The sequence below is a fragment of the Serratia sp. ID 25-353 genome (assembly GCF_054792795.1).
Genome location: NZ_CM139236.1, coordinates 3,839,480 through 3,865,774 on the forward strand (window position 1 = coordinate 3,839,480; position 26,295 = coordinate 3,865,774).

The 26,295-nt window shown below is 60.6% G+C and carries 25 protein-coding genes and 3 tRNA genes; 10 read left to right on the top strand and 18 right to left on the bottom strand.

What is annotated here, in order from left to right; translation table 11 throughout:
- Positions 1-58 precede the first annotated feature (58 nt).
- From miaA to nnr, 5 genes are read right to left on the bottom strand one after another with little or no spacing between them, the layout of a single operon-like run.
- Positions 59-1,000, bottom strand: a complete 942-nt coding sequence (gene miaA, locus ACYF6X_RS18560; protein ID WP_130017353.1) for a tRNA (adenosine(37)-N6)-dimethylallyltransferase MiaA — start codon at positions 998-1,000, stop codon at positions 59-61.
- Positions 993-2,876, bottom strand: a complete 1,884-nt coding sequence (gene mutL / locus ACYF6X_RS18565) for a DNA mismatch repair endonuclease MutL (RefSeq protein ID WP_130017352.1) — start codon at positions 2,874-2,876, stop codon at positions 993-995. Before mutL ends, miaA begins: the two co-directional genes overlap by 8 nt.
- Positions 2,877-2,898: 22 nt before the next feature.
- Positions 2,899-4,695 (bottom strand): N-acetylmuramoyl-L-alanine amidase AmiB, encoded by a 1,797-nt coding sequence (amiB, locus tag ACYF6X_RS18570; RefSeq protein WP_107226629.1) that lies wholly within the window; start codon positions 4,693-4,695, stop codon positions 2,899-2,901.
- A gap of 7 nt (positions 4,696-4,702) precedes the next feature.
- Complete coding sequence (gene tsaE, locus ACYF6X_RS18575) at positions 4,703-5,173, bottom strand: tRNA (adenosine(37)-N6)-threonylcarbamoyltransferase complex ATPase subunit type 1 TsaE (RefSeq protein WP_130017351.1); 471 nt, start codon at positions 5,171-5,173, stop codon at positions 4,703-4,705.
- Between the two features lie 10 nt (positions 5,174-5,183).
- On the bottom strand, positions 5,184-6,698 hold the full coding sequence (gene nnr / locus ACYF6X_RS18580; RefSeq protein WP_130017350.1) for a bifunctional ADP-dependent NAD(P)H-hydrate dehydratase/NAD(P)H-hydrate epimerase: 1,515 nt from the start codon (positions 6,696-6,698) through the stop codon (positions 5,184-5,186).
- Between nnr and queG the strand changes: the two genes are divergently transcribed.
- Positions 6,697-7,836 (top strand): tRNA epoxyqueuosine(34) reductase QueG, encoded by a 1,140-nt coding sequence (gene queG / locus ACYF6X_RS18585; protein ID WP_130017349.1) that lies wholly within the window; start codon positions 6,697-6,699, stop codon positions 7,834-7,836. The two genes, nnr and queG, sit on opposite strands and share 2 nt — an antisense overlap.
- A 310-nt stretch (positions 7,837-8,146) precedes the next feature.
- Here queG and ACYF6X_RS18590 read toward each other — a convergent pair.
- From ACYF6X_RS18590 to orn, 4 genes are all read right to left on the bottom strand, one after another.
- A tRNA-Gly gene (locus tag ACYF6X_RS18590) sits at positions 8,147-8,222 on the bottom strand.
- 54 nt (positions 8,223-8,276) lie between these two features.
- Positions 8,277-8,352, bottom strand: a tRNA-Gly gene (locus ACYF6X_RS18595).
- 65 nt (positions 8,353-8,417) lie between these two features.
- A tRNA-Gly gene (locus ACYF6X_RS18600) sits at positions 8,418-8,493 on the bottom strand.
- A 192-nt stretch (positions 8,494-8,685) separates the two neighbouring features.
- Positions 8,686-9,231 (bottom strand): oligoribonuclease, encoded by a 546-nt coding sequence (gene orn / locus ACYF6X_RS18605; protein ID WP_130017348.1) that lies wholly within the window; start codon positions 9,229-9,231, stop codon positions 8,686-8,688.
- A 240-nt stretch (positions 9,232-9,471) separates the two neighbouring features.
- Here orn and rsgA point away from each other — a divergent pair, with 240 nt between their 5' ends.
- From rsgA to mscM, 3 genes are all read left to right on the top strand, one after another.
- The gene (rsgA, locus tag ACYF6X_RS18610; protein WP_038879228.1) at positions 9,472-10,521 is read left to right on the top strand and encodes a small ribosomal subunit biogenesis GTPase RsgA; all 1,050 of its coding nucleotides are present in this window, start codon (positions 9,472-9,474) and stop codon (positions 10,519-10,521) included.
- A 76-nt stretch (positions 10,522-10,597) separates the two neighbouring features.
- Positions 10,598-11,491: an archaetidylserine decarboxylase gene (gene asd / locus ACYF6X_RS18615; RefSeq protein WP_130017347.1), complete on the top strand. Its 894-nt coding sequence runs from the start codon at positions 10,598-10,600 to the stop codon at positions 11,489-11,491.
- Positions 11,492-11,504: 13 nt separating this feature from the next.
- The gene (gene mscM, locus ACYF6X_RS18620) at positions 11,505-14,852 is read left to right on the top strand and encodes a miniconductance mechanosensitive channel MscM (protein WP_130017346.1); all 3,348 of its coding nucleotides are present in this window, start codon (positions 11,505-11,507) and stop codon (positions 14,850-14,852) included.
- Between the two features lie 67 nt (positions 14,853-14,919).
- Here mscM and epmA read toward each other — a convergent pair whose 3' ends face one another.
- Positions 14,920-15,897 (bottom strand): elongation factor P--(R)-beta-lysine ligase, encoded by a 978-nt coding sequence (gene epmA / locus ACYF6X_RS18625; RefSeq protein WP_004929681.1) that lies wholly within the window; start codon positions 15,895-15,897, stop codon positions 14,920-14,922.
- A gap of 385 nt (positions 15,898-16,282) precedes the next feature.
- Here epmA and frdA point away from each other — a divergent pair, with 385 nt between their 5' ends.
- From frdA to blc, 5 genes are all read left to right on the top strand, one after another.
- Positions 16,283-18,079, top strand: a complete 1,797-nt coding sequence (gene frdA, locus ACYF6X_RS18630; RefSeq protein ID WP_063991637.1) for a fumarate reductase (quinol) flavoprotein subunit — start codon at positions 16,283-16,285, stop codon at positions 18,077-18,079.
- The gene (locus tag ACYF6X_RS18635; protein ID WP_033648713.1) at positions 18,072-18,806 is read left to right on the top strand and encodes a succinate dehydrogenase/fumarate reductase iron-sulfur subunit; all 735 of its coding nucleotides are present in this window, start codon (positions 18,072-18,074) and stop codon (positions 18,804-18,806) included. The genes frdA and ACYF6X_RS18635 overlap by 8 nt, the downstream gene beginning before the upstream one ends.
- A 14-nt stretch (positions 18,807-18,820) precedes the next feature.
- Positions 18,821-19,213: a fumarate reductase subunit FrdC gene (frdC, locus tag ACYF6X_RS18640; protein ID WP_004929673.1), complete on the top strand. Its 393-nt coding sequence runs from the start codon at positions 18,821-18,823 to the stop codon at positions 19,211-19,213.
- A gap of 12 nt (positions 19,214-19,225) precedes the next feature.
- Complete coding sequence (gene frdD / locus ACYF6X_RS18645; protein ID WP_004929672.1) at positions 19,226-19,585, top strand: fumarate reductase subunit FrdD; 360 nt, start codon at positions 19,226-19,228, stop codon at positions 19,583-19,585.
- 84 nt (positions 19,586-19,669) lie between these two features.
- A complete protein-coding gene (gene blc, locus ACYF6X_RS18650; RefSeq protein ID WP_130017345.1) occupies positions 19,670-20,203 on the top strand; it encodes an outer membrane lipoprotein Blc in 534 nt (177 codons plus the stop codon).
- On the opposite strand, the gene sugE is transcribed toward blc, so the two are convergent.
- The 4 genes from sugE to efp form a co-directional block, all read right to left on the bottom strand.
- On the bottom strand, positions 20,197-20,514 hold the full coding sequence (gene sugE / locus ACYF6X_RS18655; protein ID WP_004929669.1) for a quaternary ammonium compound efflux SMR transporter SugE: 318 nt from the start codon (positions 20,512-20,514) through the stop codon (positions 20,197-20,199). The two genes, blc and sugE, sit on opposite strands and share 7 nt — an antisense overlap.
- A gap of 191 nt (positions 20,515-20,705) precedes the next feature.
- Entirely contained in the window at positions 20,706-20,837 is a 132-nt protein-coding gene (locus ACYF6X_RS18660) for an entericidin A/B family lipoprotein (protein ID WP_033636766.1), read from the bottom strand.
- A 121-nt stretch (positions 20,838-20,958) separates the two neighbouring features.
- On the bottom strand, positions 20,959-21,090 hold the full coding sequence (locus tag ACYF6X_RS18665; protein ID WP_019453400.1) for an entericidin A/B family lipoprotein: 132 nt from the start codon (positions 21,088-21,090) through the stop codon (positions 20,959-20,961).
- Between the two features lie 70 nt (positions 21,091-21,160).
- Positions 21,161-21,727, bottom strand: a complete 567-nt coding sequence (gene efp / locus ACYF6X_RS18670) for an elongation factor P (RefSeq protein ID WP_004929666.1) — start codon at positions 21,725-21,727, stop codon at positions 21,161-21,163.
- Positions 21,728-21,769: 42 nt separating this feature from the next.
- Here efp and epmB point away from each other — a divergent pair, with 42 nt between their 5' ends.
- Positions 21,770-22,798 (top strand): EF-P beta-lysylation protein EpmB, encoded by a 1,029-nt coding sequence (gene epmB / locus ACYF6X_RS18675; protein ID WP_107226622.1) that lies wholly within the window; start codon positions 21,770-21,772, stop codon positions 22,796-22,798.
- Positions 22,799-22,880: 82 nt separating this feature from the next.
- Here epmB and ACYF6X_RS18680 read toward each other — a convergent pair whose 3' ends face one another.
- The 4 genes from ACYF6X_RS18680 to ACYF6X_RS18695 form a co-directional block, all read right to left on the bottom strand.
- Entirely contained in the window at positions 22,881-23,225 is a 345-nt protein-coding gene (locus ACYF6X_RS18680) for a DUF4156 domain-containing protein (RefSeq protein WP_130017344.1), read from the bottom strand.
- Between the two features lie 243 nt (positions 23,226-23,468).
- Positions 23,469-25,115 (bottom strand): chaperonin GroEL, encoded by a 1,647-nt coding sequence (gene groL, locus ACYF6X_RS18685; protein ID WP_063991640.1) that lies wholly within the window; start codon positions 25,113-25,115, stop codon positions 23,469-23,471.
- Between the two features lie 44 nt (positions 25,116-25,159).
- Positions 25,160-25,453, bottom strand: a complete 294-nt coding sequence (locus ACYF6X_RS18690; RefSeq protein WP_004952634.1) for a co-chaperone GroES — start codon at positions 25,451-25,453, stop codon at positions 25,160-25,162.
- Between the two features lie 189 nt (positions 25,454-25,642).
- Positions 25,643-26,131: an FxsA family protein gene (locus ACYF6X_RS18695; protein ID WP_063991641.1), complete on the bottom strand. Its 489-nt coding sequence runs from the start codon at positions 26,129-26,131 to the stop codon at positions 25,643-25,645.
- Positions 26,132-26,295 lie beyond the last annotated feature (164 nt).

A 26,295-nucleotide genomic window follows, 5' to 3' on the forward strand; every position in this document is an offset into this window, starting at 1 on the left:
TAAACGACGTAAAAAATTTGCGCGCTGAATACTCAGCAATTGTACACAATCACCCAACCTATGCACTAACAACCTGTGTCACCGAGTCCAAAGCCTCTCCCGGCTTTTCACTGTCCAACCAATGGACCGACTCCCAACCCCGTAACCAGGTCATCTGGCGTTTAGCCAACTGACGTGTTGCGCAAATACCACGATAAACCATCTCATCGTAACTAATTTCACCAGACAAGTATGACCACATCTGGCGGTAACCGACACAGCGAATGGAGGGCAAGTCCGTATGCAAATCACCCCGTGCGAAAAGTGCACGCGCTTCCGTCTCAAAACCCGCCGCCAACATTTGATGGTACCGCAGCTCGATGCGTTGATGGATCAACTCACGGCTGGTCGGCGCTATCGCAAATTGGTGAACTTGATACGGTAACGATTCACCCGAAATTTTAGTCAGTTCCGTTAAAGTTTTACCCGAAATAAAAAAAACTTCCAGTGCTCTGGACAGTCTCTGCGGATCATTCGGATGAATTCTCACTGCCGCGACCGGATCGATCGCCTGTAACTGGCGGTGCAACGCCTCCCAGCCCTGCTCCGCCGCTTGCCGTTCGATGCGCTCGCGCACCGCGGGATCGGCGGACGGCAGCGGCGACAATCCTTCCAGCAACGCCTTGAAATACAACATGGTGCCGCCAACCAGCAGCGGAATGCGCCCGGCGGCGGTGATGTCGGCCATCTCCTTCAGCGCGTCGGCGCGGAACTCCGCGGCCGAGTAAGCTTCGGCGGGATCGCGGATATCGAGCAGCCGATGCGGCGCCTGCGCCAATTCTTCGGCGCTCGGCTTGGCGGTGCCGATATCCATGCCGCGGTAGATCAGCGCGGAATCGACGCTGATCAGTTCCACCGGCAGGCGTTCGCGCAGCGCGATCGCCAGCGCGGTCTTGCCCGAGGCGGTCGGCCCCATGATGAAAATAGCCGGGGGACGTGGTGTCATTTCAGTGTTAGTCATGCTTGAGGGCCGCCAGTGCGACCTGTAAATCAACGGGTTGTAAAAGTCCGCTCGGTGGCGATTTGACCAGCTGCGGGCAAAGTCGTTCAACGTCGGTCAGCAATTGTATCGCTTGCGAGGTGTTCCACTGTTCATGCTCGCTGCCAAGACGGCGAGCGAGCCAGGTGGCCAGCACCGCGGGCGACATCTCCTGATGTTCGGCCAGATAGCCTAACAGTTCGGGTATCAGTTTTTGTAAATTTTGTTGGCGTAATGGTAAAGGCACTGCGCGCAGCGTCACACGGCCGTGATCCGCCTGCAGATCCAGCCCCATCATCGTCAGCAGCGCCTGATGCCGTGCAATGGCCGCCGCTTCGCTCTTTTCCAACGTCAGCTTGACTGGGATCAGCAGCGGCTGCGGCCGCAGCCCTTCCGTCGGCGGGTTGAGCTGCGCCTGGCGCAGCCAGCGCTCGGCCACCGTCAAATTGAGCAACGCCGGCTGCTGGCGCTGTTCAATCAACGCGTAGCACGGCGGATGAATCATCAGCACCCGGCCAAAACTGTGCGAGCCGCCCGCCAACGGCATTTCCGCTGCGGCTTTCGCCGGCGGGAACAACGGCGGCTTGCTTGAGACTTCCGGCGCCGCATCGGCCTGCGGCTCGGCGACGGGCTGCATCAGTTTACCGTACAGCTCGCCTTCGCGTTTCTGGTAACCGCCGGTCGTTTGCCAACCCGGCTGCGGTGCACGCTCGCGAGCGGTGCCGGCCGGTGGCGGCGTTTCGCGACGCGGCGCAGGCTGAGAAAAATGGTTGCCGCCGGCGGCGACGCGGTTTTCCTGCTGCCAGACCGGCGCGGGCGCTTCGTCAGGCGTTTCCGCCAGCGGCAGCGGCGGCGTCTGACCGGCCTGCTGCAGCACGGTGGTTACCGCCTGGTAGATAAAATCGTGCACCAGCCGCGCCTGATGGAAACGCACCTCGTGCTTGGCGGGATGAACGTTGACGTCCACCTGGTGCGGGTCGACCTCCAGATACAGCACGTAAGCGGGCTGCTGATCGTCCTTCAGCTGATCCTGATAGGCCTGACGAATAGCGTGATTGATCAAGCGATCGCGCATCATGCGGCAGTTGACGTAGCAGTATTGCATTTCACCCAGTTGGCGCGCCCCGGCCGGATCCGCTACCCAACCGCGGATGCTCAGATCGCCGTGCTGCCAGTCGATGTTCAGCGCATGCTGCAAAAACGCCGGGCCGCAGATACTGCCCAAACGGCGCTCGTGCTGGCTTTCTTCTTTCGCCGCCCGGTATTGGCGGATCAGTTTGCCGTTGTGGCTGAGATTGATCGCCACATCGAAACGCGCCAGCGCGATGCGCCGCACCACTTCATCGATATGGCCGAATTCGGTTTTCTCGGTGCGCATGAACTTGCGGCGCGCCGGCGTGTTGTAAAACAGATCCAGCACTTCCAGCGTGCTGCCGACCGGGTGCGCGGCGGGTTTGACGGTGACCGCCTGCTCGCGCCCTTCGGCATAGGCTTGCCACGCTTCACTCTGCTCGGCGGTGCGTGACGTCAGGGTCAAACGGGAAACCGAGCTGATACTGGCCAGCGCTTCGCCGCGAAAACCGAGGCTGACGATCGCTTCCAGATCGTCGAGCGTGCTGATTTTACTGGTAGCGTGCCGCGCCAGCGCCAGCGCCAGATCGTCCTTGCCGATGCCGCAGCCGTTGTCGCGAATGCGGATCAGCTTGGCGCCGCCGCGTTCAATATCGATATCGATGCGCGTCGCCCCGGCGTCCAGGCTGTTTTCCACCAGCTCCTTGACGACCGACGCGGGGCGTTCAACCACCTCTCCGGCGGCGATCTGGTTGGCAAGCTGTGGCGGTAACACCTGGATAGGCATGCTGACTCCTGTAGCGATGGCGCTAGGCCTGCGGAATGGTCAGCGTCCGATCCAGCGGCGCGACGTCCGACTTCAGATTATTGACCCGTTTCAGATCGCCGACGCTGACCCCGTAGCGAGAAGCGATGGAGGAGAGCGTATCCCCGCGGGCCACTTTATGTTTAGACGGCTTCTTGGCCGGCGTTTTCACCTTGGCGACGGTGGTGACGGCGGCGGCTTTCCCCGCCGGCACCTTCAGGCGTTGCCCCACCCACACGCCGTCTTTCTTCAGTTTGTTCAGATCCCGCAGCGCCGCCATGGTCGTGCCGTAGCTGTCGGCGATGCCGGACAGCGTTTCCGCCCGCTTCACCACGTGGATCTGGGTCTTGCCGCTTACGCTGCGGCTCGCGCCGGCCGAGCTGACGATAGGCTCAGGCTGGCGCACGTCTGGTGTTGAGGTGTTAACCGCCGCTGCGACGTCCAGCGGTCGGTTTTCCACCTTTGGGTCGGCTTGCAGCGGATGCGCCAGGAAATAGCTGCGCAGGCCGTTATGGATGGCCTTGGCAATCTTCTCCTGATACGCGCTACTGCCCAGCAGCCGCTCCTCCGTGCTATTACTGATAAATCCTGTTTCCACCAGCAGCGATGGAATATCCGGCGAACGCAGTACACCCAGGCTGGCGTGTTCCGGCCGGCGTTTATGCAACGATCCGACGCTCTGCAACTGCTGCAGCACTTTCACCGCCACATCGTACCCGACGCGCTGCGAGTGGCCGAACTGCAGATCCAGCACCGCCTGGCTCAGATAAGGATCGGCCTGGCTGTTGGCCAGCAGATCGCCGGCACCGCCGAGCAGTTCGGATTGCTTCTCATGCTGTTCAAGCCAGCCGGCCATTTCGCTGTTGGCGCGGCGATTAGACAGCACCCAGACGGAGGCACCGCTGGCGCTGCGGTTTGGCGCGGCGTCGGCATGGATGGAGACCAGCACGTTGGCGCCCTGTTTACGCGCAACGTCGGAGCGCCCCATCACCGAGATGAAATAGTCACCGGTACGCGTCAGCACCGGTTTGAACTGCGGATCGGCGTCCAGCATCGCCTGCAGGCGACGCGCGATGGCGATGGTGACATTCTTTTCTTTCAGCCCGCTCGGGCCAATGGCGCCCGGATCCTGGCCGCCGTGGCCGGCGTCGATCGCCACCACCACCCGATCGCCGGAACCGGCGGAAACGCGGCTGCTGCGCGGCGTGACCTCTGTGGCGGTGCCTGCAACCACGGTCTGTTTATGGGTAAAGGGATTCGATCCCGCCGGCGTTTTGCGCAGCGGCGGCTCCGGCGCTTCACGCACCACGACCGGCGCCTGACGCGGCGGTGGGTTGACCGCAACCGGCGCAGGCGTTTGCACCGGCGCCTTGCGCACCACCGTATTGGCACTGCCTTCGGCCGTAATGGTGAACACCACGGTATGCACCCCGCCGTTCTGGCGGGTGGCGACGCGGGTTTTGGCGCGCTGGGTCAGATCAAACACCAGGCGCACGCTCTGAGCGTCTTTCGGCGCGCTGGAGCGAATGCTTTTCACCAGGTTTTGCCCGCTGAAATTGAGCGGCAGGCCGCCGACCTTGCCCTTCTGGTTAACGTCCAGCACCACGCGTTCCGGGCCGTGCAACGGGAAAAACGCGTAGTCCGGCGGGCCATTGAAGCTCACCGACACCGTCGCTTCGCGTTGGGCGTTCGACACTTTGATATCGGACAGCGAGGACGCCGCCAGCGCGTTCAGCGCGCCGAGCGGCCCCAGCACGGCGATCAGCATGATGACCGCAAATTTTTTCAACACGTGCGTCATTGCAGCATCATCCCTGTGATCCATGAATGCGGTCTAACAGCTGGCTGCCATAAGCAGAAATCGCCTCGATCTTCGCCTCTCGCCCCTCGCCCTGATAGCAAAGATGCAGCGCCAGATCCGGCTCCGGCAGCACGCCGGTGCCCTGCTGCGGCCATTCGACCAGGCAGATGGCGTCTTGCGCGAAGTAATCGCGAATGCCCATGAATTCAAGCTCTTCCGGATCGGCCAAGCGATACAGATCGAAGTGATACACCGCCAGCGGCTGCAAGGCATAGGGCTCCACCAGCGTATAGGTCGGACTTTTGACGTTGCCCTGATGCCCTAACGCCTGCAGGAAACCACGGCTGAAGGTGGTTTTACCGGCGCCCAGGTCGCCGTAGAGATAGATGACGCTGGCACGATCGCAGGCCTTGGCCAAAGTGGTGCCCAAAGCGACAGTCGCTGCCTCGTCTGGTAGAGGTAAAACGAGTTCTTTCATTCGATAAAGTCTATTTTGCCCACTCAGGGTTAACGAAATGAAGGATGTCCGGCAGTAAATCGGTCGCCAACATGCCTCTTGTTCCTTGTCTTTCCGCTACGCGATCGCCGGCCGCGCCATGTACGACGCAGCCCGCACAGGCGGCATCATACAGCGAGAGCTTTTGCGCCAGCAAACCGCCGATGATGCCCGACAGCACATCGCCCATGCCGCCGGAGGCCATGCCGGCGTTGCCGACGTCGGCAATCGCCATCTGCCCCTGCTCATCGGCGATCAGCGTACCGGCGCCTTTCAGCACCGCCACGCCGCCGTAGCGCGCCGTCAGCTTACGCACGGCAAGTAAGCGATCACTCTCGATGTCGGCAGTGCTGCAGCTCAACAGCCGCGCCGCCTCTCCAGGATGCGGAGTCATCACGCGATTCTGCCGTTTCTCGGGATTTAATGCCAGCAAGTTCAGCGCATCGGCGTCCCACAAGGCCGGTTTATCGCTGGTTTGCAGCACGTTCAAGGCGTTTTTGCCCCATTCAGCCTGGCCCAGTCCCGGGCCAATCACCAGCACATCCGCCCATTGCATCGCCTGCCGCAGCGTCGCCTCGTCCAGCGCCTGCGCCATCAGCTCCGGCCGGGCTGCCAGCAGCGGTGCGACGTGATCCATGTGAGTAAGCACTCGCACCAATCCCGCCCCGCTGCGTAGCGCCGCCTCCGCCGCCATGCGAATGGCGCCGCCGAATCCGCGGTCGCCACCCACCAACAGCAGGCGGCCATGCTCGCCCTTATGGGCGCAGGGACGACGCGGATGCAGCCAGCGCGGCAATACCTCGGCGGTAAGCCGCTGAATCTGCTCCGGTTGCTTCGCCAACCAACCCGATAAGCCTAGCGCATTCTGATGAAGTTGCCCGACCCAGTCGCGCGCCTGGCCGGTCAGCAACCCCGGTTTGAGGCCGATGAACGTGACGGTGTGCGCGGCACGCACGACCGCGCCCGGCGCCGCGCCACTTTCCGCCAGCAGGCCGGACGGGATATCGAGTGCTACCACCGGCGCCGCATGGCGGTTGGCGGCCTCTATCAGCGCGTCGTAAGGCGCACGCGGCGCGCTGCCCAGGCCAGTGCCTAACAGGCCGTCGATGATGAGAGAGACGGACGCCGGCCAGCGGCTGTTTGCAGGCAGAATATCACCGCCGGCGGCCAACCAGGCCTGGCGGGCCGCTGCGGCTTCCGGCGGCAAAGGCCGTGCGCCTTCGCAGGCGATCAACGTCACCTGCAGGCCCGCCGCCTTCGCCAGGCGCGCCACCACATAGCCGTCGCCGCCGTTGTTGCCGTGGCCGCACAGCACCAGCCAGTGGTCGCGGGAGGGGTACGCGTTGCGCGCCAATGCGTAGGCCGCCTGACCGGCGCGCTGCATCAAATCGTAAAGAGAAATACCGAGCGAGGCCGCCGCCGCGGGTTCCGAGCGCCGGATCCAATCCGCAGGCCAGACAGAGTGTGGTAAACTGTCAGCGTATGCTTTTTCACTGTGGCCCGTCATGACGCACCCCCTCGATCTCCATCAACTCGCCCAACATATCAAGCAATGGGGGCAATCGCTAGGATTCCAACAGGTTGGCATCTGCGATACCGACCTGAGCCTCGAAGAGCCGAAACTGCAGGCCTGGCTCGACAAGCAGTACCACGGCGAAATGGAATGGATGGCGCGCCACGGCATGCTGCGCGCGCGTCCTCACGAACTGTTGCCGGGCACGCTGCGGGTGATCAGCGTACGCATGAATTACCTGCCGGCCAAGGCGGCGTTTGCCAGCACCTTGCAAAATCCGCAGCTGGGTTACGTCAGCCGCTACGCGCTGGGGCGCGACTATCACAAACTGTTGCGCCAGCGCCTGAAAAAGCTGGGCGATCAGATCCAGGCCTACTGCGGCGAGTTGAATTTCCGCCCCTTTGTCGATTCCGCGCCGGTGATGGAGCGCGCGCTAGCCGCCAAGGCGGGCATCGGCTGGGTTGGTAAACACTCACTAATTCTCAACCGCGAAGCCGGGTCGTGGTTTTTCCTCGGCGAGCTGCTGATCGACCTGCCGCTGCCGGTGGATAAGCCGCAGGAAGAGCAGTGTGGCCGCTGCGTCGCCTGTATCACCACCTGTCCGACCGGCGCCATCGTCGCCCCCTATACCGTCGACGCCCGACGCTGTATCTCCTACCTGACCATCGAGCTGGAAGGCGCGATCCCGGAGGAGTTCCGCCCGCTGCTCGGCAACCGTATCTATGGCTGCGACGACTGCCAGCTGATTTGCCCGTGGAACCGCTTTTCACAGCTCACCGACGAAGACGATTTCAGCCCGCGCGCCACGCTGCATGCGCCGCAGCTGATCGATCTGTTCAACTGGACGGAAGAAAAGTTCCTGCGCATCACCGAAGGCTCGGCGATACGCCGCATCGGCCACCTGCGCTGGCTGCGCAATATCGCCGTGGCGCTGGGCAATGCGCCCTACGGGGACAGCGTCGTGCTCGCACTGCGCACGCGCCTGGGCCAGGACGCCATGCTGGACGAACATATCCACTGGGCGCTGACGCAACAGCTCGCCCGCCGCGAAGCGCAGGGCGTCGAGGTGCAGACGGCGCAGAAAAAACGGCTGATACGGGCTGTGGAAAAAGGTTTGCCGAGGGACGCCTGACGGCGTGCGCCGCGCGGCCATCTCACCGGATGTCTCACTCTGTGGATTTGTGCATAAAAATAAAAACACGTTGTCTTTCAACTGCAACAAAAAGAGCAAGTGATCGGCATAACGTTTTGGGATAAATAAATAAACTTATAAATCAGAGAGATAAATATTTAATTTGTATGACGTTGATTTTTCAGGCAGGCGAGTCTATGTACAGAGGCTGTGGATAACTCTGTTCACAACATTTTTACGAGGCGTGTAAAAGGGACAAAAACCCGCACCGGATAAGGCGTTGGATTTGAGTTTGAAACGAAGAGAAAATTGGAGCGGGAAACGAGACTCGAACTCGCGACCCCGACCTTGGCAAGGTCGTGCTCTACCAACTGAGCTATTCCCGCATTGAGATGCTTTTGGCATCCGGCCACCAAACACTGGCGTGACCTTTGAATTTTTGGAGCGGGAAACGAGGCTCGAACTCGCGACCTCAACCTTGGCAAGGTTGCGCTCTACCAACTGAGCTATTCCCGCGTCGCATAGGTACTGCTTGATACTGCTTTTTTATTCATCATGCCGCATCGCGACATTGTTGAATTTGGAGCGGGAAACGAGACTCGAACTCGCGACCCCGACCTTGGCAAGGTCGTGCTCTACCAACTGAGCTATTCCCGCCCGGCGTATCGATGGTGGAACGTTACGAAATTCTTCATCGGTACGGGGTGCGCATTATACGAGAAATCCTTTTTGTCGCAAGCCCCTGAAAGCAAAAAAACGCGATTTTTGTTTGATTGCCGATTAAAGCACCAGATTGGCGAATTAAGCGGCTAAAAACGGCGTTTTTTCCCCGCAGGGGCCGCCATCGCCTTAAAGCTGAATGAAATGTTCGCGGTAATAAGCCAGCTCGGCCACCGATTCGCGGATGTCGTCCAGCGCCTGATGGGTGCCCTGCTTCTTAAAACCGGTGAGAATTTCCGGCTTCCAGCGGCGCGCCAGCTCCTTCAGCGTGCTGACGTCCAGGTAGCGGTAATGGAAGTAGGCCTCCAGCTCCGGCATATAGCGGAACAGGAAACGGCGGTCCTGGCCCACGCTGTTGCCGCAGATCGGTGATTTGCCGGCCGGCACCCACTGTTGCAGGAAGGCTATCGTTTCCAGCTCGGCGGCGCGATCGTCCTGGCGGCTGGCTTTCACCCGCTCCACCAGCCCGCTGCCGGTATGGGTGCGCACGTTCCACTCGTCCATCAAGGCCAGCTGCTCGTCGGACTGGTGCACGGCGATCACCGGCCCTTCCGCCAGGATGTTCAGGTTAGCGTCGGTGACCAGCGTGGCGATCTCGATAATGCGGTCACGCTCGGGATCCAGCCCGGTCATCTCCAAATCGATCCAAATCAGGTTATTTTCGTTTCCTGTCATGATGTTTCCTGCCTAAAAGCCGAGAGAAAAACGCTGTGCGGACGAGACGACGGGCGCCGCCGGTGGCGACGCGCCGCAGCCGGCGGCTAACAACGGTTATTTAATATAAAATAGCGTGTATCATAGTCTTTTTGGTCGCCCTGGGCGACATATACCCCTATGGGTTCAAGGCTGCGGCCGGGGAAATCCCCTACCGCCGCCGTACATGTAAAGGTATAAAACCGAGTCAAGTGAGGCGCAGTGAGTAAGAACAAACTGTCCAAAGGTCAGCAACGCCGCGTGCAGGCGAACCATCAGCGTCGCCTGAAGCGCACTGATAACAAACCGGAACCGGATGATTCCCAACTGGGCGAGCCGCAGGAAGGCGTCGTCATCAGCCGTTTCGGCATGCACGCCGACGTTGAGGCGCCGGATGGCACTCAGCACCGCTGCAACATCCGCCGCACGCTGCGTTCGCTGGTGACCGGCGATCGCGTGGTGTGGCGCCCCGGCCTGGGCACCCATGAAGGGGTAAAAGGCATCGTGGAAGCGGTGCACGAGCGCACCTCGGTGCTGACGCGCCCGGACTTCTACGACGGCGTGAAGCCAATCGCCGCCAATATCAATCAGATCGTCATCGTGTCGGCGATCCTGCCCGAGCTGTCGCTGAACATCATCGACCGTTATCTGGTGGCCTGCGAAACGCTCGAAGTCGAGCCGCTGATCGTGCTCAACAAAATTGACCTGCTGGACGCCGAAGCGCGCAAGCTGGTCGACGGCATGATGGATATCTATCGCAAGATTGGCTACCGGGTGCTGGAAGTCTCCAGCCAAACGCGGGAAGGCATGGCGGAGTTCGAACAGGCGCTGGCCGGGCGCATCAGCATCTTCGCCGGCCAGTCGGGGGTCGGCAAGTCCAGCCTGCTTAACGCGCTGCTGCCGCCGTCTGATGAGCAAATTCTGGTAAATCAGGTTTCCGACGTCTCGGGCCTCGGGCAACATACCACCACCGCCGCGCGGCTGTACCATTTCCAGCACGGCGGCGACGTGATCGACTCCCCAGGGGTACGCGAGTTTGGCCTGTGGCATCTGGAGCCGGAACAAATCACCCGCGGCTTTGTCGAATTCCGTGATTATTTAGGCGGTTGCAAATTCCGCGACTGCCGCCACGATACCGATCCCGGCTGCGCCATCCGCGCGGCGATGGAGAAAGGCGATATCGCGGAAGAGCGTTTCGACAACTATCACCGCATTCTGGAAAGCATGGCGCAGGTGAAGGTTCGCAAGAACTTCACGGACGCCGCAGACTGACACTGACGGGCGGGCATTGACGACGGCGGAGCCCTCGTTACAATGCGCGCCCTTTACCCTGATTCACGAGGTTAACGTGCTGGATAGCATTAAGATTAAATTGCAATATTGGCTGCCGAAGCTGGCGCTGACCCGCCTGGCGGGCTGGGGCGCCGACAAACGGGCCGGCTGGCTGACCCAACTGGTGGTCAAGGCCTTCGCCCGCTTCTACCGCGTCGATATGCAGGAAGCGAAAAATCCGGACCTGGCGTCTTACGCCACCTTCAACGACTTCTTCGTGCGCCCGCTGCGCGACGGCGCGCGCCCGATCGTCGCCGACGCCAACTGGCTGGCGCTGCCCGCCGATGGCGCCATCAGCCAGCTCGGCCCGATCCGCGAGGACCAAATCTTCCAGGCCAAAGGCCACCATTACAGCCTGGAGGCGCTGCTGGCCGGCAACTACCTGCTGGCCGAGCCGTTCCGCAACGGCCTGTTCGCCACCACCTATCTGGCGCCACGCGACTACCACCGCGTGCACATGCCGTGCGCCGGCGTGCTGCGCGAAATGATCTATGTGCCGGGCGATCTGTTCTCGGTCAACCCGCTCACCGCCGCCAACGTGCCTAACCTGTTCGCGCGCAATGAGCGCGTGATCTGCGTGTTCGACACCGACATCGGGCCGATGGTGCAAATCCTGGTCGGCGCCACCATCGTCGGCAGCATCGAGACCGTCTGGGCCGGCACCGTTACGCCGCCGCGCGAAGGCATCATCAAACGCTGGACCTACCCGGCCACCGGTGAAGAAGGCGCCATCGCGCTGGAAAAAGGCGCCGAGATGGGCCGTTTCAAACTCGGCTCCACGGTGATCAACCTGTTTACCGCAGGTAGCGTGCAGTTCGCGCCGCAGTTGCATAACGGCAGCGTCACCCGCATGGGTGAGGCCTTCGCCGAAATCCCGGCCGCCGCTGAAACACCACAGACCCCGATCTAAAGGAATCGACGCCGTGCGCCTGATCATCACGCTTTTGCTCGGTTGCCTGCTGTGGCAACCGGCGCTGGCCGCCCCCGTGCCGACCGAGAACCAGCTCAAACAGGAGCTGAAGCAGGCGGAAAGCAGCAAAAACGCGCCGAATCAGGCGGAGACCACCGAGGCGCTGCAAAGCGCCCTCAACTGGCTGACGGAGCGTAAAGAGTCGCAGACTCGCTCCGAGCAGTATCAGAGAGTGATCGACGATTTCCCGAAGATGACGCAGGAACTGCGCCGTCAGCTGGTGCTAGAAAGCAACAAGATCCTGCCGAACGGCGACGATCTGCCGGCCGCCGAGCTGGAACAGCAGATCCTGCAAACCAGCAGCCTGCTGCTGGAACAGGCGCGCCTGCTGCAGCAAGAGCAGGATCGCACGCGGGAAATCAGCGATTCGCTCGGCCAGCTGCCGCAGCAGCAGACCGACGCCCGCCGTGCGCTGACGGAAGTGCAGCGCCGTCTGCAGGCGCAGCCCGCCAACCCGACCACGCCATACGCGCAGGCCGCCCTGGCCCTGCTGCAGACCGAAGCCGCAGCGCGCAAAGCCAAAGTGGACGAGCTGGAGCTGGCGCAGCTGTCGGCCAACAACCGTCAGGAGTTGGCGCGTATGCGCGCCGAGGTCTATAAAAAGCGCCACGAGAAAATAGACATTCAGCTGCAGGCGCTGCGCAACAACCTCAATGCCCAACGCCAACGCGAAGCGGAACTGGCGCTGGAAAAAACCGAGCAGTTGGCCGAGCAGAACGGCGATTTGCCAAAAAGCATCAGCCAACAGCTGCAGATCAACCGCGAACTGTCCGCCGCGTTGAACAGCCAGGCTCAGCGCATGGATCTGATTTCGTCGCAGCAGCGGCAGGCGGCAGCGCAGACGCTGCAGGTGCGTCAGGCGCTGAGCACCATCATCGAACAGGCCCAGTGGCTCGGCTCATCGTCGGCTTTGGGGGAAACCCTGCGCGCCCAGGTGGCGACGCTGCCGGAAATGCCCAAACCGCAACAGCTGGACGGCGACATGGCCCAGCTGCGCGTGCAGCGCCTGCAGTTTGAAAATCAGCTGGAAAAACTGTCGCAGCGCGAATTCAAACGTGATGACGGCAGCGCGCTGACCAACCAGGAGCAGCGCATCGTCGATGCCCAATTGCGCACCCAGCGCGAGCTGCTGAACTCGCTGCTGTCCGGTTGCGACACCCAAATCCTCGAGCTGACCAAGCTGAAGGTGGCCAACACCCAGCTGATCGAAGCGTTGAACGAAATTCGCGACGCCACCCACCGCTATCTGTTCTGGGTGCCGGACGTCAATCCGATCAACTTTTCTTATCCGCTCAACGTAGCGCACGATCTGACGCGCGTCCTGTCGCTGGACACGCTGTCGCAGCTCGGCGGCGCCTTCATGATGATGGTGACCAGCCGCGAAACGCTGATCCCGATCTTCGGCGCCCTGCTGCTGGTGATTTTCAGCATCAGTTCGCGCAAGCACTATCACGCTTTCCTCGAGCGCGCCAGCAGCCGCGTCGGCAAGGTGACGCAGGACGAATTCTTCCTGACGGTGCGCACCGTGTTCTGGTCGATTCTGGTGGCAATGCCGCTGCCGGTGCTGTGGGCCGCGCTCGGTTACGGCCTGCAGAGCGCCTGGAACTACCCGGTGGCGGAAGCGATCGGCAAAGGGGTGACCGCCACGCTGCCGATCCTGTGGCTCTGCATGATCTGCGCCGCCTTTGCCCACCCGCAGGGGCTGTTCATCGTGCACTTCCGCTGGCCGGCGAAGCAGGTTTCGCGCGCCATGCGCTACTACAAGATGTCGATCTGGCTGATCGTGCCGCTGATCATGGCGCTGATCACCTTCGATAGCCTGAAAGAACGCGAGTTCGCCAACACGCTGGGACGGCTGTGCTTCATCCTGCTGTGTCTGGCGCTGGCGCTGGTCACCCATAGCCTGAAGCGCGCCGGCATCCCGCTGTATCTGGATAAAAACGGCTCCGGCGACAACATGCTCAACAGCGCCTTCTGGGGGCTACTGCTGTCGGCGCCGCTGCTGGCGGCGCTGGCCTCGACCGTCGGTTACCTCACCACCGCGCAGGCGCTGTTGGCGCGCCTGGAAACCTCGGTGGCGATCTGGTTCCTGCTGCTGGTCATCTACCACATCATCCGCCGCTGGATGTTGATCCAACGGCGGCGCATCGCCTTCGATCGCGCCAAACAGCGCCGCGCCGACATTCTGGCCCAGCGCGCCCGCGGCGAAGACGAAACCTCGCACACCCCGAACAGCACCGAAGGAGCCATCGATCCGGACGATTCGGACTTCGATCTGGACACCATCAGCGCCCAGTCGCTGCGGCTGGTACGTTCGATCCTGACGCTGATCGCGCTGGTGTCGGTGATCGTGCTGTGGTCGGAGATCCACTCCGCGTTCGCCTTCCTGGAAAACATCTCGCTGTGGGACGTGACCTCGACGGTGAACGGCGTGGAAACCGCCCATCCGATCACCCTCGGTGCGGTTCTGATCGCCATTCTGGTGTTGATCATCACCATGCAGCTGGTGCGCAACCTGCCGGCGCTGCTGGAGCTGGCTGTGCTGCAGCACCTGGATCTGACGCCGGGCACCGGCTACGCCATCACCACCATCACCAAGTACCTGCTGCTGGTGTTCGGCGCGGTGCTCAGCTTCGCCTGGATCGGCATCGAATGGTCGAAACTGCAATGGGTGGTTACCGCGCTCAGTCTGGGGTTGGGCTTCGGCATGCAGGAGATCTTCTCCAACTTCATCTCCGGCCTGATCATCCTGTTCGAGAAACCGATCCGCATCGGCGACACCGTGACGATCCGCAACCTGACCGGCACCGTCACCAAGATCAACACCCGCGCCACCACCATTTCAGACTGGGACCGCAAAGAGATCATCGTGCCGAACAAAGCCTTCATCACCGAGCAGTTCGTCAACTGGTCGCTGTCGGATAATCTGACCCGTGTGGTGCTGACCGTGCCGGCGCCGGGCGAAGCCAACAGCGAAGAGGTGACCAAGATCCTGATGAACGCCGCCGAGCGCTGCTCGCTGGTGCTGGATAACCCGGCGCCGGAGGTTTACCTGGTCGATCTGCAACAGGGCATCCAGATCTTCGAGATGCGTATTTACGCCGCCGAGATGGGCCACCGCATGCCGCTGCGCCACGAGATCCACCAGCTGATCCTGGCGGGCTACCGCGAGCACGGCATCACGCTGCCGTACCCGCCGTTCCAGGTGCGCACCGAGACGCTGTCGCGGCTGACCAACAACGGCCGTACGCCGCCGTCTACACCGGCACCGAACACCAAGCGCGACGCCGGGGGCCTGTAAGCGCTTCTCGCGATAAAAAAAGGGCCGGCAAATGCCGACCCTTTTACTTTTCTCACCGCCTGAAACGTCAGGCGATCCCGACCGGGAAGGCCAACACGTCGCTCAGGCTCTCGGCGCCCAGCGCCAGCATCACCAGGCGATCCACGCCCAGCGCCACGCCGGAACATTCCGGCATGCCGTGCTGCAACGCCGCCAGCAGGTTGTAGTCGATCGGCTGCTGCGGCAGGCCGCGCTCCGCGCGTTTGCGATTGTCCTGCTCGAAGCGCTGCTGCTGTTCACGACCGTCGGTCAGCTCGCGGAAACCGTTCGCCAGCTCAATGCCCTTGAAGTACACCTCGAAACGCTCCGCCACGCGGTGATCCTCGGTGCTGATCTCCGCCAACGCCGCCTGGCTTGCCGGGAAGTGGTAAACGAACGCCGGCTTTTCACGGCCGATATGCGGCTCCACGCCCACGGTGAACAGCAGCTGCAGCAGCGTATCGCGATCTTCTTCGGTATCGGCGATGTTGCTCAAGTCGAGTTTGGCCGCCGCTTCGCGCAGCTGCGCCTTCTCCGCCGACAGCGGATCGATGTCCAGATGGCGCAGGAACGCCTGCTGATAAGACAGGGTCTCCGCGCTCTCGCAGTCCAGCACCTGTTGCAGCAGATCGTCCACTTCGTTCATCAGGCGGTACATGTCGTAGTGCGGACGGTACCACTCCAGCATGGTGAATTCCGGGTTGTGATGCCGCCCGGCTTCTTCATTGCGGAAGCTGCGCCCCATTTGGTAGATCGGGCCGCTGCCCGCCGCCAGCAGGCGCTTCATGTGATATTCCGGGCTGGTCATCATGTATAGCGTCAGGCCCTCTGCCGCCCCCGGCCCGACGAAACGCGTCTCGAACGGGAACAGGTGAACGTCGGTGACCGTCGCCTGGCTCATGGTGGGCGTCTCAACTTCCAGCACGCCACGATCGGCGAAGAAACGCCGGATCTCAGCCAGAATCGCTGCGCGTTTCAACAAATTGGCGATGGGTGCACTAGGCTGCCAGCTTGCCGTTTCGCTCATGGTAATTAACTCCGAAATCAAACAGGGGATGCAGTCTACTCGCATCCTTGCAGCCAAACAAATTCTTCACGATGTACAACCGGCCATAACGCCAATTTCCGATAAATGGGCGGCAAAAGCGCGTTAAAAAGGGTAAAGCAGGCCGAACGCGCAAAAAAACAGACAAGCCTGTTGGGCTAGCGTTAATCGACAAAACAATCGATCACATCAAATTTCGACTACTTAACTTTAGGTATAGTTAATTCCCCATTATTGGTGGGAGATATCTATCCTTAACCTTTAAGCAACATTAATCGGTTCAATTAGTTAGCACCCGAAGAGTTCGCTAAATTTTAAGCATAGATATTTAACTTGCCGTTCTTAACAAGAACATTGGAGGAATGCAGTGCAAACCTTTAACGCCGATCTTGCCATTATTGGGGCCGGGGGCGCTGGTTTACGTGCAGCAATAGCCGCAGCGGAAGCCAATCCCCAACTAAAAATCGCGCTGATCTCTAAGGTCTACCCGATGCGCAGCCACACGGTCGCCGCCGAGGGGGGCTCCGCCGCCGTCACCCAGGATCACGATACCTTCGACTACCACTTCAACGACACCGTCGCCGGCGGCGACTGGCTGTGCGAGCAGGACGTGGTCGATCACTTCGTGCATCAGTGCCCGCGCGAGATGACCCAGCTTGAGCAATGGGGCTGCCCGTGGAGCCGCAAACCGGATGGTTCAGTCAACGTTCGGCGCTTCGGCGGCATGAAGATCGAACGCACCTGGTTCGCCGCCGACAAGACCGGCTTCCACATGCTGCACACCCTGTTCCAGACCTCGCTGAAATACCCGCAGATCCAACGCTTCGACGAGCACTTCGTGCTGGATATCCTGGTGGATGACGGCCAGGCGCGCGGCCTGGTGGCGCTCAACATGATGGAAGGCACCCGCGTGCAGATCCGCGCCAACGCGGTGGTGATGGCCACCGGCGGCGCCGGGCGCGTCTACCGCTACAACACCAACGGCGGCATCGTTACCGGCGACGGCATGGGTATGGCGTTCCACCACGGCGTGCCGCTGCGCGACATGGAGTTCGTGCAGTATCACCCGACCGGCCTGCCCGGTTCCGGCATCCTGATGACCGAGGGCTGCCGCGGCGAAGGCGGCATCCTGGTAAACAAGGACGGCTACCGCTATCTGCAAGATTACGGCATGGGCCCGGAAACCCCGCTGGGCGAACCGAAGAACAAATACATGGAGCTGGGCCCGCGCGACAAAGTGTCCCAGGCCTTCTGGCACGAATGGCGCGCCGGCCGCACCATCGCCACCCCGCGCGGCGACGTGGTCTACCTCGATCTGCGCCACCTGGGCGAGAAAAAGCTGCTGGAGCGGCTGCCGTTCATCTGCGAATTGGCCAAGGCCTACGTCGGCGTCGATCCGGTGAAAGATCCGATCCCGGTGCGCCCTACCGCGCACTACACCATGGGCGGCATTGAAACCGACCAGAACTGCGAAACCCGCATCAAGGGGCTGTTCGCGGTCGGCGAATGCTCCTCCGTCGGCCTGCACGGCGCCAACCGTCTTGGCTCCAACTCGCTGGCAGAACTGGTGGTGTTCGGCCGCGTCGCCGGTGAGCAAGCGGCCCGCCGCGCGCTGGAAACCGCGCCGGCCAACGGCAGCGCGCTGGATGCGCAAACCCGCGACGTCGAAACCCGTCTGAGCAACCTGATGAAGCAGGAAGGCAATGAAAACTGGGCGAAGATCCGCGACGAAATGGGGCTGTCGATGGAAGAAGGCTGCGGCATCTACCGCACGCCGGAGCTGATGCAAAAAACCATCGATAAGTTGGCGGAGCTGAAAGAGCGCTTCAAGCGCGTCAACATCACCGACAACTCCAGCGTGTTCAACACCGATCTGCTGTACACCATCGAACTGGGCTACGGCCTGGACGTCGCCGAATGCATGGCGCACTCCGCGTTTAACCGCAAAGAGTCGCGCGGCGCTCACCAGCGCCTGGACGAAGGCTGCACCGAGCGTGACGACGTCAACTTCCTCAAACATACGCTGGCGTTCCATAACCCGCAGGGTGCGCCACGCCTCGAATACAGCGACGTGAAAATCACCAAGCTGCCGCCGGCCAAACGCGTCTACGGCGCAGAAGCCGAAGCGCAGGAGAAAAAGAATAAGGAGCAGGCAAATGGCTGAGATGCAAACCCTGAAGATCGAAGTCATGCGCTATAACCCGGAAAGCGACGCCGAGCCGCATTTCGTCACCTACGCCGTGCCTTACGACGAACAGACCTCGCTGCTCGACGCCCTGGGCTACATCAAGGACAACCTGGCGCCGGATCTCTCCTACCGCTGGTCCTGCCGCATGGCGATCTGCGGCTCCTGCGGCATGATGGTCAACCGCGTGCCGAAGCTGGCGTGCAAAACCTTCCTGCGCGATTACGTCGGCGGCATGAAGGTCGAAGCGCTGGGCAACTTCCCGATCGAGCGCGATCTGGTGGTGGACATGACCCACTTCATCGAAAGCCTGGAGGCGATCAAGCCGTACATCATCGGCAACGATCGCAAACCGGAGGACGGCCCGAACGTGCAGACCCCGGCGCAGATGGCCAAGTACCACCAGTTCTCCGGCTGCATCAACTGCGGCCTGTGCTACGCCGCCTGCCCGCAGTTCGGCCTCAACCCTGAGTTTATCGGCCCGGCGGCGATCACGCTGGCGCACCGCTACAACCTGGACAACCGCGACCACGGCAAGAAACAGCGCATGCCGCAGCTTAACGGCCAAAACGGTGTCTGGAGCTGCACCTTCGTCGGCTATTGCTCCGAAGTCTGTCCGAAACACGTCGATCCCGCCGCCGCCATCCAGCAGGGCAAGGTGGAGAGCGCCAAAGACTTCATGATCGCCATGCTGAAGCCGCAATAAGGGAGAAAATTGCCATGACAACTCAACGTAAGCCCTATGTGCGCACCATGACGCCCACCTGGTGGCAAAAACTCGGCTTCTACCGTTTCTACATGCTGCGCGAAGGCACCTCGGTGCTGGCGGTCTGGTTCAGCATCGTGCTGCTCTACGGCGTGTTCGCGCTGAAGGGCGGCGCCGAGAGCTGGGCCGGCTTCGTCGGCTTCTTGCAGAACCCGTTGGTGCTGTTGATCAACGTCGTCGCCCTGCTGGCGGCGGCGCTGCACACCAAAACCTGGTTCGATTTGGCGCCGAAGGCCGCCAATATCGTGGTCAACAGCGAGAAAATGGGACCGGGCCCCATCGTGAAAGGGCTGTGGGCCGTCACGATCGTCGTCAGCGTGGTCATCCTGGCCGTGGCCCTGATCTAATCCGGAGGAAACATGATAAATCAAGCACCTAAACGCTCCGACGAGCCGGTTTTCTGGGGATTGTTCGGCGCCGGCGGCATGTGGGGCGCGATCGTCGCGCCGGCCATCGTGCTGCTGGTCGGCATTCTGCTGCCATTGGGGCTGTTCCCCGGTGAAGCACTGGGTTACGAGCGCGTGCTGGCGTTCTGCCAGAGCCTGATCGGCCGCCTGTTCCTGCTGCTGATGATCATTCTGCCGCTGTGGTGCGGCCTGCACCGCATCCACCATGCGATGCACGATCTGAAGATCCACGTACCGGCCGGCAAATGGGTGTTCTACGGTCTGGCGGCGATCCTCAGCGTGGTCACCGTTATCGGCGTCGTCACCCTGTAAACCGCTCAGGCGGCCAACGCCCGTTGGCCGCCCTTTGCTCATCGGCTACACTGTCTACTCGCCCCCGGTAAACAGGAGTCACCGATGCGTTTATGGTCAAAGCTTAGCGTCATGCTTTCCGCCCTGCTCTCCGTCGCCTGCAGCGTCTCCCCGCCCAAAGACATCAAGGTCGTGAACAATTTCGACAGCCAGCGCTATCTCGGCACCTGGTACGAAATCGCGCGTCTGGATCATCGTTTTGAACGCGGTTTGCAGCAGGTGACCGCCCACTACAGCCCACGCGCCGACGGCGGGCTGAAAGTCATCAATCGCGGCTTCAATCCGCAGAAACAGCAATGGCAAGAAAGCGAAGGCAAAGCCTACTTTATCGGCTCACCGCAGGTCGCGGCGCTGAAAGTGTCGTTCTTCGGCCCCTTCTACGGCGGCTATAATGTGATTGCCCTGGACCCGGACTACCGCTACGCGCTGGTTTGCGGCCCTAACCGCGACTATCTATGGATCCTGTCGCGCACTCCGACGCTTGACGCCGGCGTACGCGACAGCTTATTGCAGACGGCCAAAGGCTACGGTTTCGCCACCGATGCGCTGATCTGGGTGCAGCAACCCGCCGATCAGTGACTGCTGAACTTCAGCCCGAGGATGCCGACCACGATCAGGCACAGGCTGATGATACGCGCGATATTGGTCGATTCCCCCAACAGCACCATGCCCATGATGGCCGCGCCCACCGCGCCGATGCCGGTCCACACCGCATAGGCGGTGCCGGCGGGCAGCGTTTTCATGGCGTTGGCCAACAGCAACATGCTGACCACCATCGCGGCGATGGTGATGATGCTCGGCGTCAGCCGGGTAAAACCGTGGGTGTATTTCAGACCGATAGCCCAAACCACTTCGAGCAAACCGGCGATAAGCAGAATAATCCAGGCCATGAGACGGCCTCCTACCACTGGGGTCGTCCCCGATATAATGACGCGTAAACGGGTCGTCCCGTTCAGCGGGGTGATAAACGGCGGGTAACCTCACCCGCACTGCGGCAGGATAGCAGCAGCGTTAACGCTCAGGCAAGAGGAGGAAATGCGGCGGCCCTCCGCGTGCGGAACGCCGCCGGGTGGAGAACGGATTATTCCGCGCTGCGCTGAATGGCCTTGCCGCCGGCCTGAATGTCCTCACCCACACCGCGGGTGGTGTTACAGGCAGTCAACGAGGTCAAAATCATCAAAGAGAAGATCGCGATAATACTTTTCTTCAGCATAAGAAAGTCCTTATTTGTCGTTGATGAAAAAGTACGGCTTTCTAAGCTTAGTCAAAATTGGCGCGGGGAGTGGGATCGCCACCGGCTTTGTGGCGCAAATACATCGGGTTAAAGGGCGGAATCAGCTGGCCGTGCGAGAGATGGCGCCGCCGAGATGCTGAACGTCTTCGCCGAAACCGCGAAACGTATTGCAACCGCTAAGGGAGAAAAGGAACAACAGGGAGAGCACGGCCAACAACGTTTTCTTGAACATGCGGATTTTCTGCCAACGAACGGGGATGGGATAAAACAGAGGAACCGCGGGGGTTCCTCTGCTTTGAAACTTACTTAACGCGAGAGACGTATTCGCCAGAGCGAGTGTCAACCTTGATCACTTCGCCGATCTGGACGAACAACGGCACTTTTACCACGGCGCCGGTGCTCAGGGTAGCCGGCTTGCCGCCAGTCCCTGCGGTATCGCCTTTCAGGCCAGGATCGGTATCGGTGATTTCCGCTTCGATGAAGTTCGGCGGCTGAACGGCGATTGGACGGCCATCCCACAGGGTGATGATGCACTCTGCGTTATCCTGCAGCCATTTGGCCGCGTCGCCGACGGTTTTACCGTCAACCTGATGCTGTTCGAAAGACTCAGGGTGCATGAAGTGGTAGAACTCACCGTCGCTGTACAGGTAGTTCATGTTGGTGTCCATCACGTCTGCGCCTTCGCAAGAATCGGTAGACTTGAAGGTTTTTTCCACGCGGGTGCCGGTCAGCAGACGACGCATTTTCACGCGTGCAAACGCCTGGCCTTTACCTGGTTTCACGAACTCGCTGGCTTCGACGGCGTAAGGTTCGCCCTCGAACATGATTTTAAGACCCGGACGGAAATCGTTGCTAGAATAAGTCGCCATGATGGCCCTCTGAATATTTGAACTGGTAGCTTAGCCAAAAAAATGGCACACATTATAACCCAAAGTACGGCACATAGAGAAGATTGGTTGCATCAACTCGCCGATGTTATTACCGATCCTGATGAATTACTGCAGCTTTTGTCACTGAATACGCACCCGGAACTGCCGCAGGGGCGCGATGCCCGCCGGCTGTTCGCCCTGCGCGTGCCGCGCGCCTTCGCCGCACGCATGCGCCCCGGGGATGCCAACGACCCGCTGCTGCGCCAGGTGCTGACCGCCAGAGAGGAGTTCATCAACGCCCCAGGGTTCACCACCGATCCGCTCGATGAGCAGCGCAGCGTGGTGCCGGGCTTGCTGCACAAATACCGCAATCGCGCACTGCTGCTGGTCAAGGGCGGCTGTGCGGTCAACTGCCGTTACTGCTTCCGCCGCCACTTCCCCTATCAGGATAATCAGGGCAATAAGAACAACTGGCGGCAGGCACTGGATTATATCCGCCAACACCCGGAACTGGACGAGATCATTTTTTCCGGCGGCGATCCGCTGATGGCCAAAGACAGCGAGCTAGAGTGGCTGGTCGATGAGCTGGAGGCCATCCCGCACCTGAAACGCCTGCGCATTCACACCCGTTTGCCGGTGGTGATCCCGGCGCGCATCACGCCGGCGCTGTGCCGCCTGCTGTCGGCCTCGCGCCTGCAGGTGCTGATGGTCACGCACATCAACCACGCCAACGAAATCGACCGCGATCTGCAGAGCGCCATGGCGCAGCTGCGTCTGGCCGGCGTCACACTGCTCAATCAGAGCGTACTGCTGCGCGACGTCAACGACGATGCCGACACGCTGGCGGCGCTCAGCAACGCGCTGTTCGACGCCGGTATCCTGCCCTACTACATCCACGTGCTGGACAAGGTGCAGGGCGCGGCGCACTTCATGGTCAGCGACGATGAAGCGCGCGCCATCATGCAGGCGCTGCTGAGCAAGGTGTCCGGTTATCTGGTGCCGCGCCTGACGCGCGAAGTGGGCGGCGAACCGAGCAAAACGCCGATCGACCTGCGCCTGATGCAGGAGTGACGCACGCCCAATGCCGTAACGAAAAGAGGAATGCCGGGGCATTCCTCTTTTTTTATCTCTTTGCGGCTGCGGCCTCAGCGCCTTAAGGGCACTTGTAAACCTGGCCGACCATTTTGCTGTCCAGCGGTGCGAAGCTGGAGAGCAGGTTCTGGCTCGGGCTGTTAGCACCGTAGATCACGTTGCCGCCCATGGCCGCCGCCCTATTGCGCAGATCGTTGGCCGCACCGCGCATGGAGCTGCCTTCACCGCCGTTGCCGGACAGCCAGTTGCTCTGGGTGCCGGTCACTTCCCCCAGCAGTTGGCATTCCGCCGCCGGCTTGCTGTCGGTGAACTTGATCTGCTGACCCGCAGCGGTCAGTTCATGAGTGGTGCTGCAACCCGCCAGCAGCATCGCTGCCGAGAGACCCAGTAAGGCTTTAATCCGCATCTTGTTCCCCATTCGATGTTGAGAATTACGCAAAAGCTTATCAGAAAGCGATGCCATCTCTTAAGCATCCGTTGCCACGCGAGCGGGCCAACGTTTTGAGCGACAGCTGATGACTTACCAGTTTACCAGCTAAATCGCCCCCGGCGGCAAAAATATCATCAAATACAGTGCGGCGGCGCGCAGGCATAAAAAAACCCCGGCCATTTGACCGGGGTTCTCAGCACACAAGCGTGTGGGGGATGATTACATCATGCCGCCCATGCCGCCCATGCCACCCATGCCGCCTGCTGCGCCCATATCCGGTGCGTCAGCTTTCGGCAGGTCGGTGACCATGCATTCGGTGGTGATCATCAGGCCAGCCACGGAAGCCGCGTACTGCAGAGCAGAACGGGTCACTTTGGTTGGATCCAGGATGCCCATCGCGATCATGTCGCCGTATTCTTCGGAGTAAGCGTTGTAGCCGTAGCTGCCTTCGCCCGCTTTCACCTGGTTGGCGATAACGGAAGCTTCTTCACCGGCGTTGACCACGATCTGACGCAGAGGGGCTTCCATTGCGCGCAGCGCAACTTTGATACCCACGTTCTGGTCTTCGTTGTCGCCTTTCAGCGCGGCGATTTTGCCTGCAACGCGGATCAGCGCTACGCCACCGCCGGCCACCACGCCTTCTTCCACTGCGGCGCGGGTCGCGTGCAGGGCGTCTTCAACGCGGGCTTTCTTCTCTTTCATTTCAACTTCAGTGGCTGCGCCAACCTTGATAACGGCAACGCCGCCGGCCAGTTTCGCTACGCGCTCCTGCAGTTTTTCACGATCGTAGTCAGAGGTCGCTTCTTCGATCTGCTGACGGATCTGAGCAACGCGGCCCTGGATGGTCGCTTCGTCGCCCACGCCATCGATGATGATGGTGGTGTCTTTGTTGATGACAACGCGTTTCGCCTGGCCCAGGTCTTCCAGGGTGGCTTTTTCCAGCTCCAGACCGATCTCTTCAGAGATAACGGTACCGGCAGTCAGGGTCGCGATGTCCTGCAGCATGGCTTTACGGCGGTCGCCGAAGCCAGGCGCCTTAACGGCAGCCACTTTCACGATGCCGCGCATGGTGTTGACCACCAGGGTCGCCAGCGCTTCGCCTTCTACGTCTTCAGCGATGATCAGCAGCGGTTTGCCTGCTTTGGCAACGGCTTCCAGCACCGGCAGCATTTCGCGGATGTTGGAGATCTTCTTGTCAGCCAGCAGGATGAACGGGCTTTCCAGCTCAACAGAACCGGTTTCCGGCTTGTTGATGAAGTATGGGGACAGGTAACCGCGGTCGAACTGCATACCTTCAACCACGTCCAGCTCGTCTTGCAGGCCGGTGCCTTCTTCAACGGTGATAACGCCTTCTTTGCCCACTTTCTCCATCGCTTCCGCGATCAGTTTACCCACGGTTTCGTCGGAGTTGGCGGAGATGGTGCCTACCTGAGCGATAGCTTTGGAATCGGAGCAAGGTACGGACAGTTTTTTCAGTTCTTCAACCGCAGCGATAACCGCTTTGTCGATGCCGCGCTTCAGATCCATCGGGTTCATGCCTGCAGCAACCGCTTTCAGGCCTTCGGTGATGATGGATTGCGCCAGTACGGTTGCCGTGGTGGTACCGTCGCCCGCCGCGTCATTCGCTTTGGAGGCCACTTCTTTCACCATCTGTGCGCCCATGTTCTCGAACTTGTCTTCCAGTTCGATTTCACGCGCAACGGAAACGCCGTCTTTGGTGATGGTCGGTGCGCCGAAAGATTTATCCAGCACTACGTTGCGGCCTTTCGGGCCCAGGGTCACTTTTACTGCATCAGCGAGAACATTCACGCCGCGGAGCATTTTCACGCGAGCGTCATTGCCGAATTTTACGTCTTTAGCTGCCATTGGTATTTCCCTTCAACTCGTTCAGTTCAGAAGATAAAGCGCAATTACGCTTCAACAATTGCCAGAATGTCGCTTTCGGACATGATCAACACTTCTTCATTGTCGATCTTCTCTGCTTTCACGCCGTAGCCGTCGTTGAAAATCACGATATCGCCAACTTTCACATCCAGCGGTTGGATGTTGCCGCTTTCCAGCACACGCCCTTTACCCACTGCAACCACTTCACCGCGAGTGGATTTACCCGCAGCGGAGCCAGTCAGGACGATGCCGCCAGCAGATTTTGATTCAACTTCTTTGCGCTTGACGATAACGCGGTCATGCAATGGACGAATACTCATTGAACGCTCTCCTGTAAGAAGGTCTCTATCAGATTTAGGGTTGTACACCGGAAGGTTGTTATTACCGGCCTCGTGGGATTTGAGATGGGGGCGTTCCAGCCCCCTTCAAGGGGGCTAGCGAAAAAAATTTCGCATTTTGGGTCGCGCGGGTGCGACAGAGATGAAAAACGCGGCCTGAGCCGCGTTTGCTTAACGATCGTGAGGCTTGCGCTCCTCGTCCGGGCGGTGTTCCAGCACCGGGCGCTCGTCCTCCTTGCGCTGGAATTCGCCGTCGAAGGTGTTGCCATTGGCGGCGTCGCCCCCCGTCCAACCGCCGGGGCGATAAACCGACAGATGCGGCATCAGCTTCAGCGTCAACGATTTTTGCACCGGCGGCAGCAGCAGCAACAGGCCGAGGAAGTCGGTGAAGAAGCCCGGGATCAGCAGCAGGAAGCCCGCCAGCACCAGCGAAACGCTTTTCACCATTTCCGCCGCCGGGCTTTCGCCGGCCGCCAGTTTTTGCTGCATCTGCACGAAGGTTTTCATGCCCTGATTGCGCACCAGCGAAATGCCGACGCAGGAGCTGAACACCACCAGCAGCAGGGTGACAGCCACGCCGAGCACGGCGGCGACTTTGATAAAGATGGATATTTCTATGTAAGCCAGCAGAAATATCAGCAGTAGCGGTAACCAGCGCACCTGGTTCTCCTATCGGTAGGTAAAGCGCGGCCGCCACGGGGCGACGGCGCGAAAAAAGAGGCCGTAAACGGCCGACACCATTACAATGAGGGCATCACCCCACCATTTCAACCGAGAGCCGGTTTTTATTGCTAAAGTTCACAAACGTGAAAGAAGTCACAGAA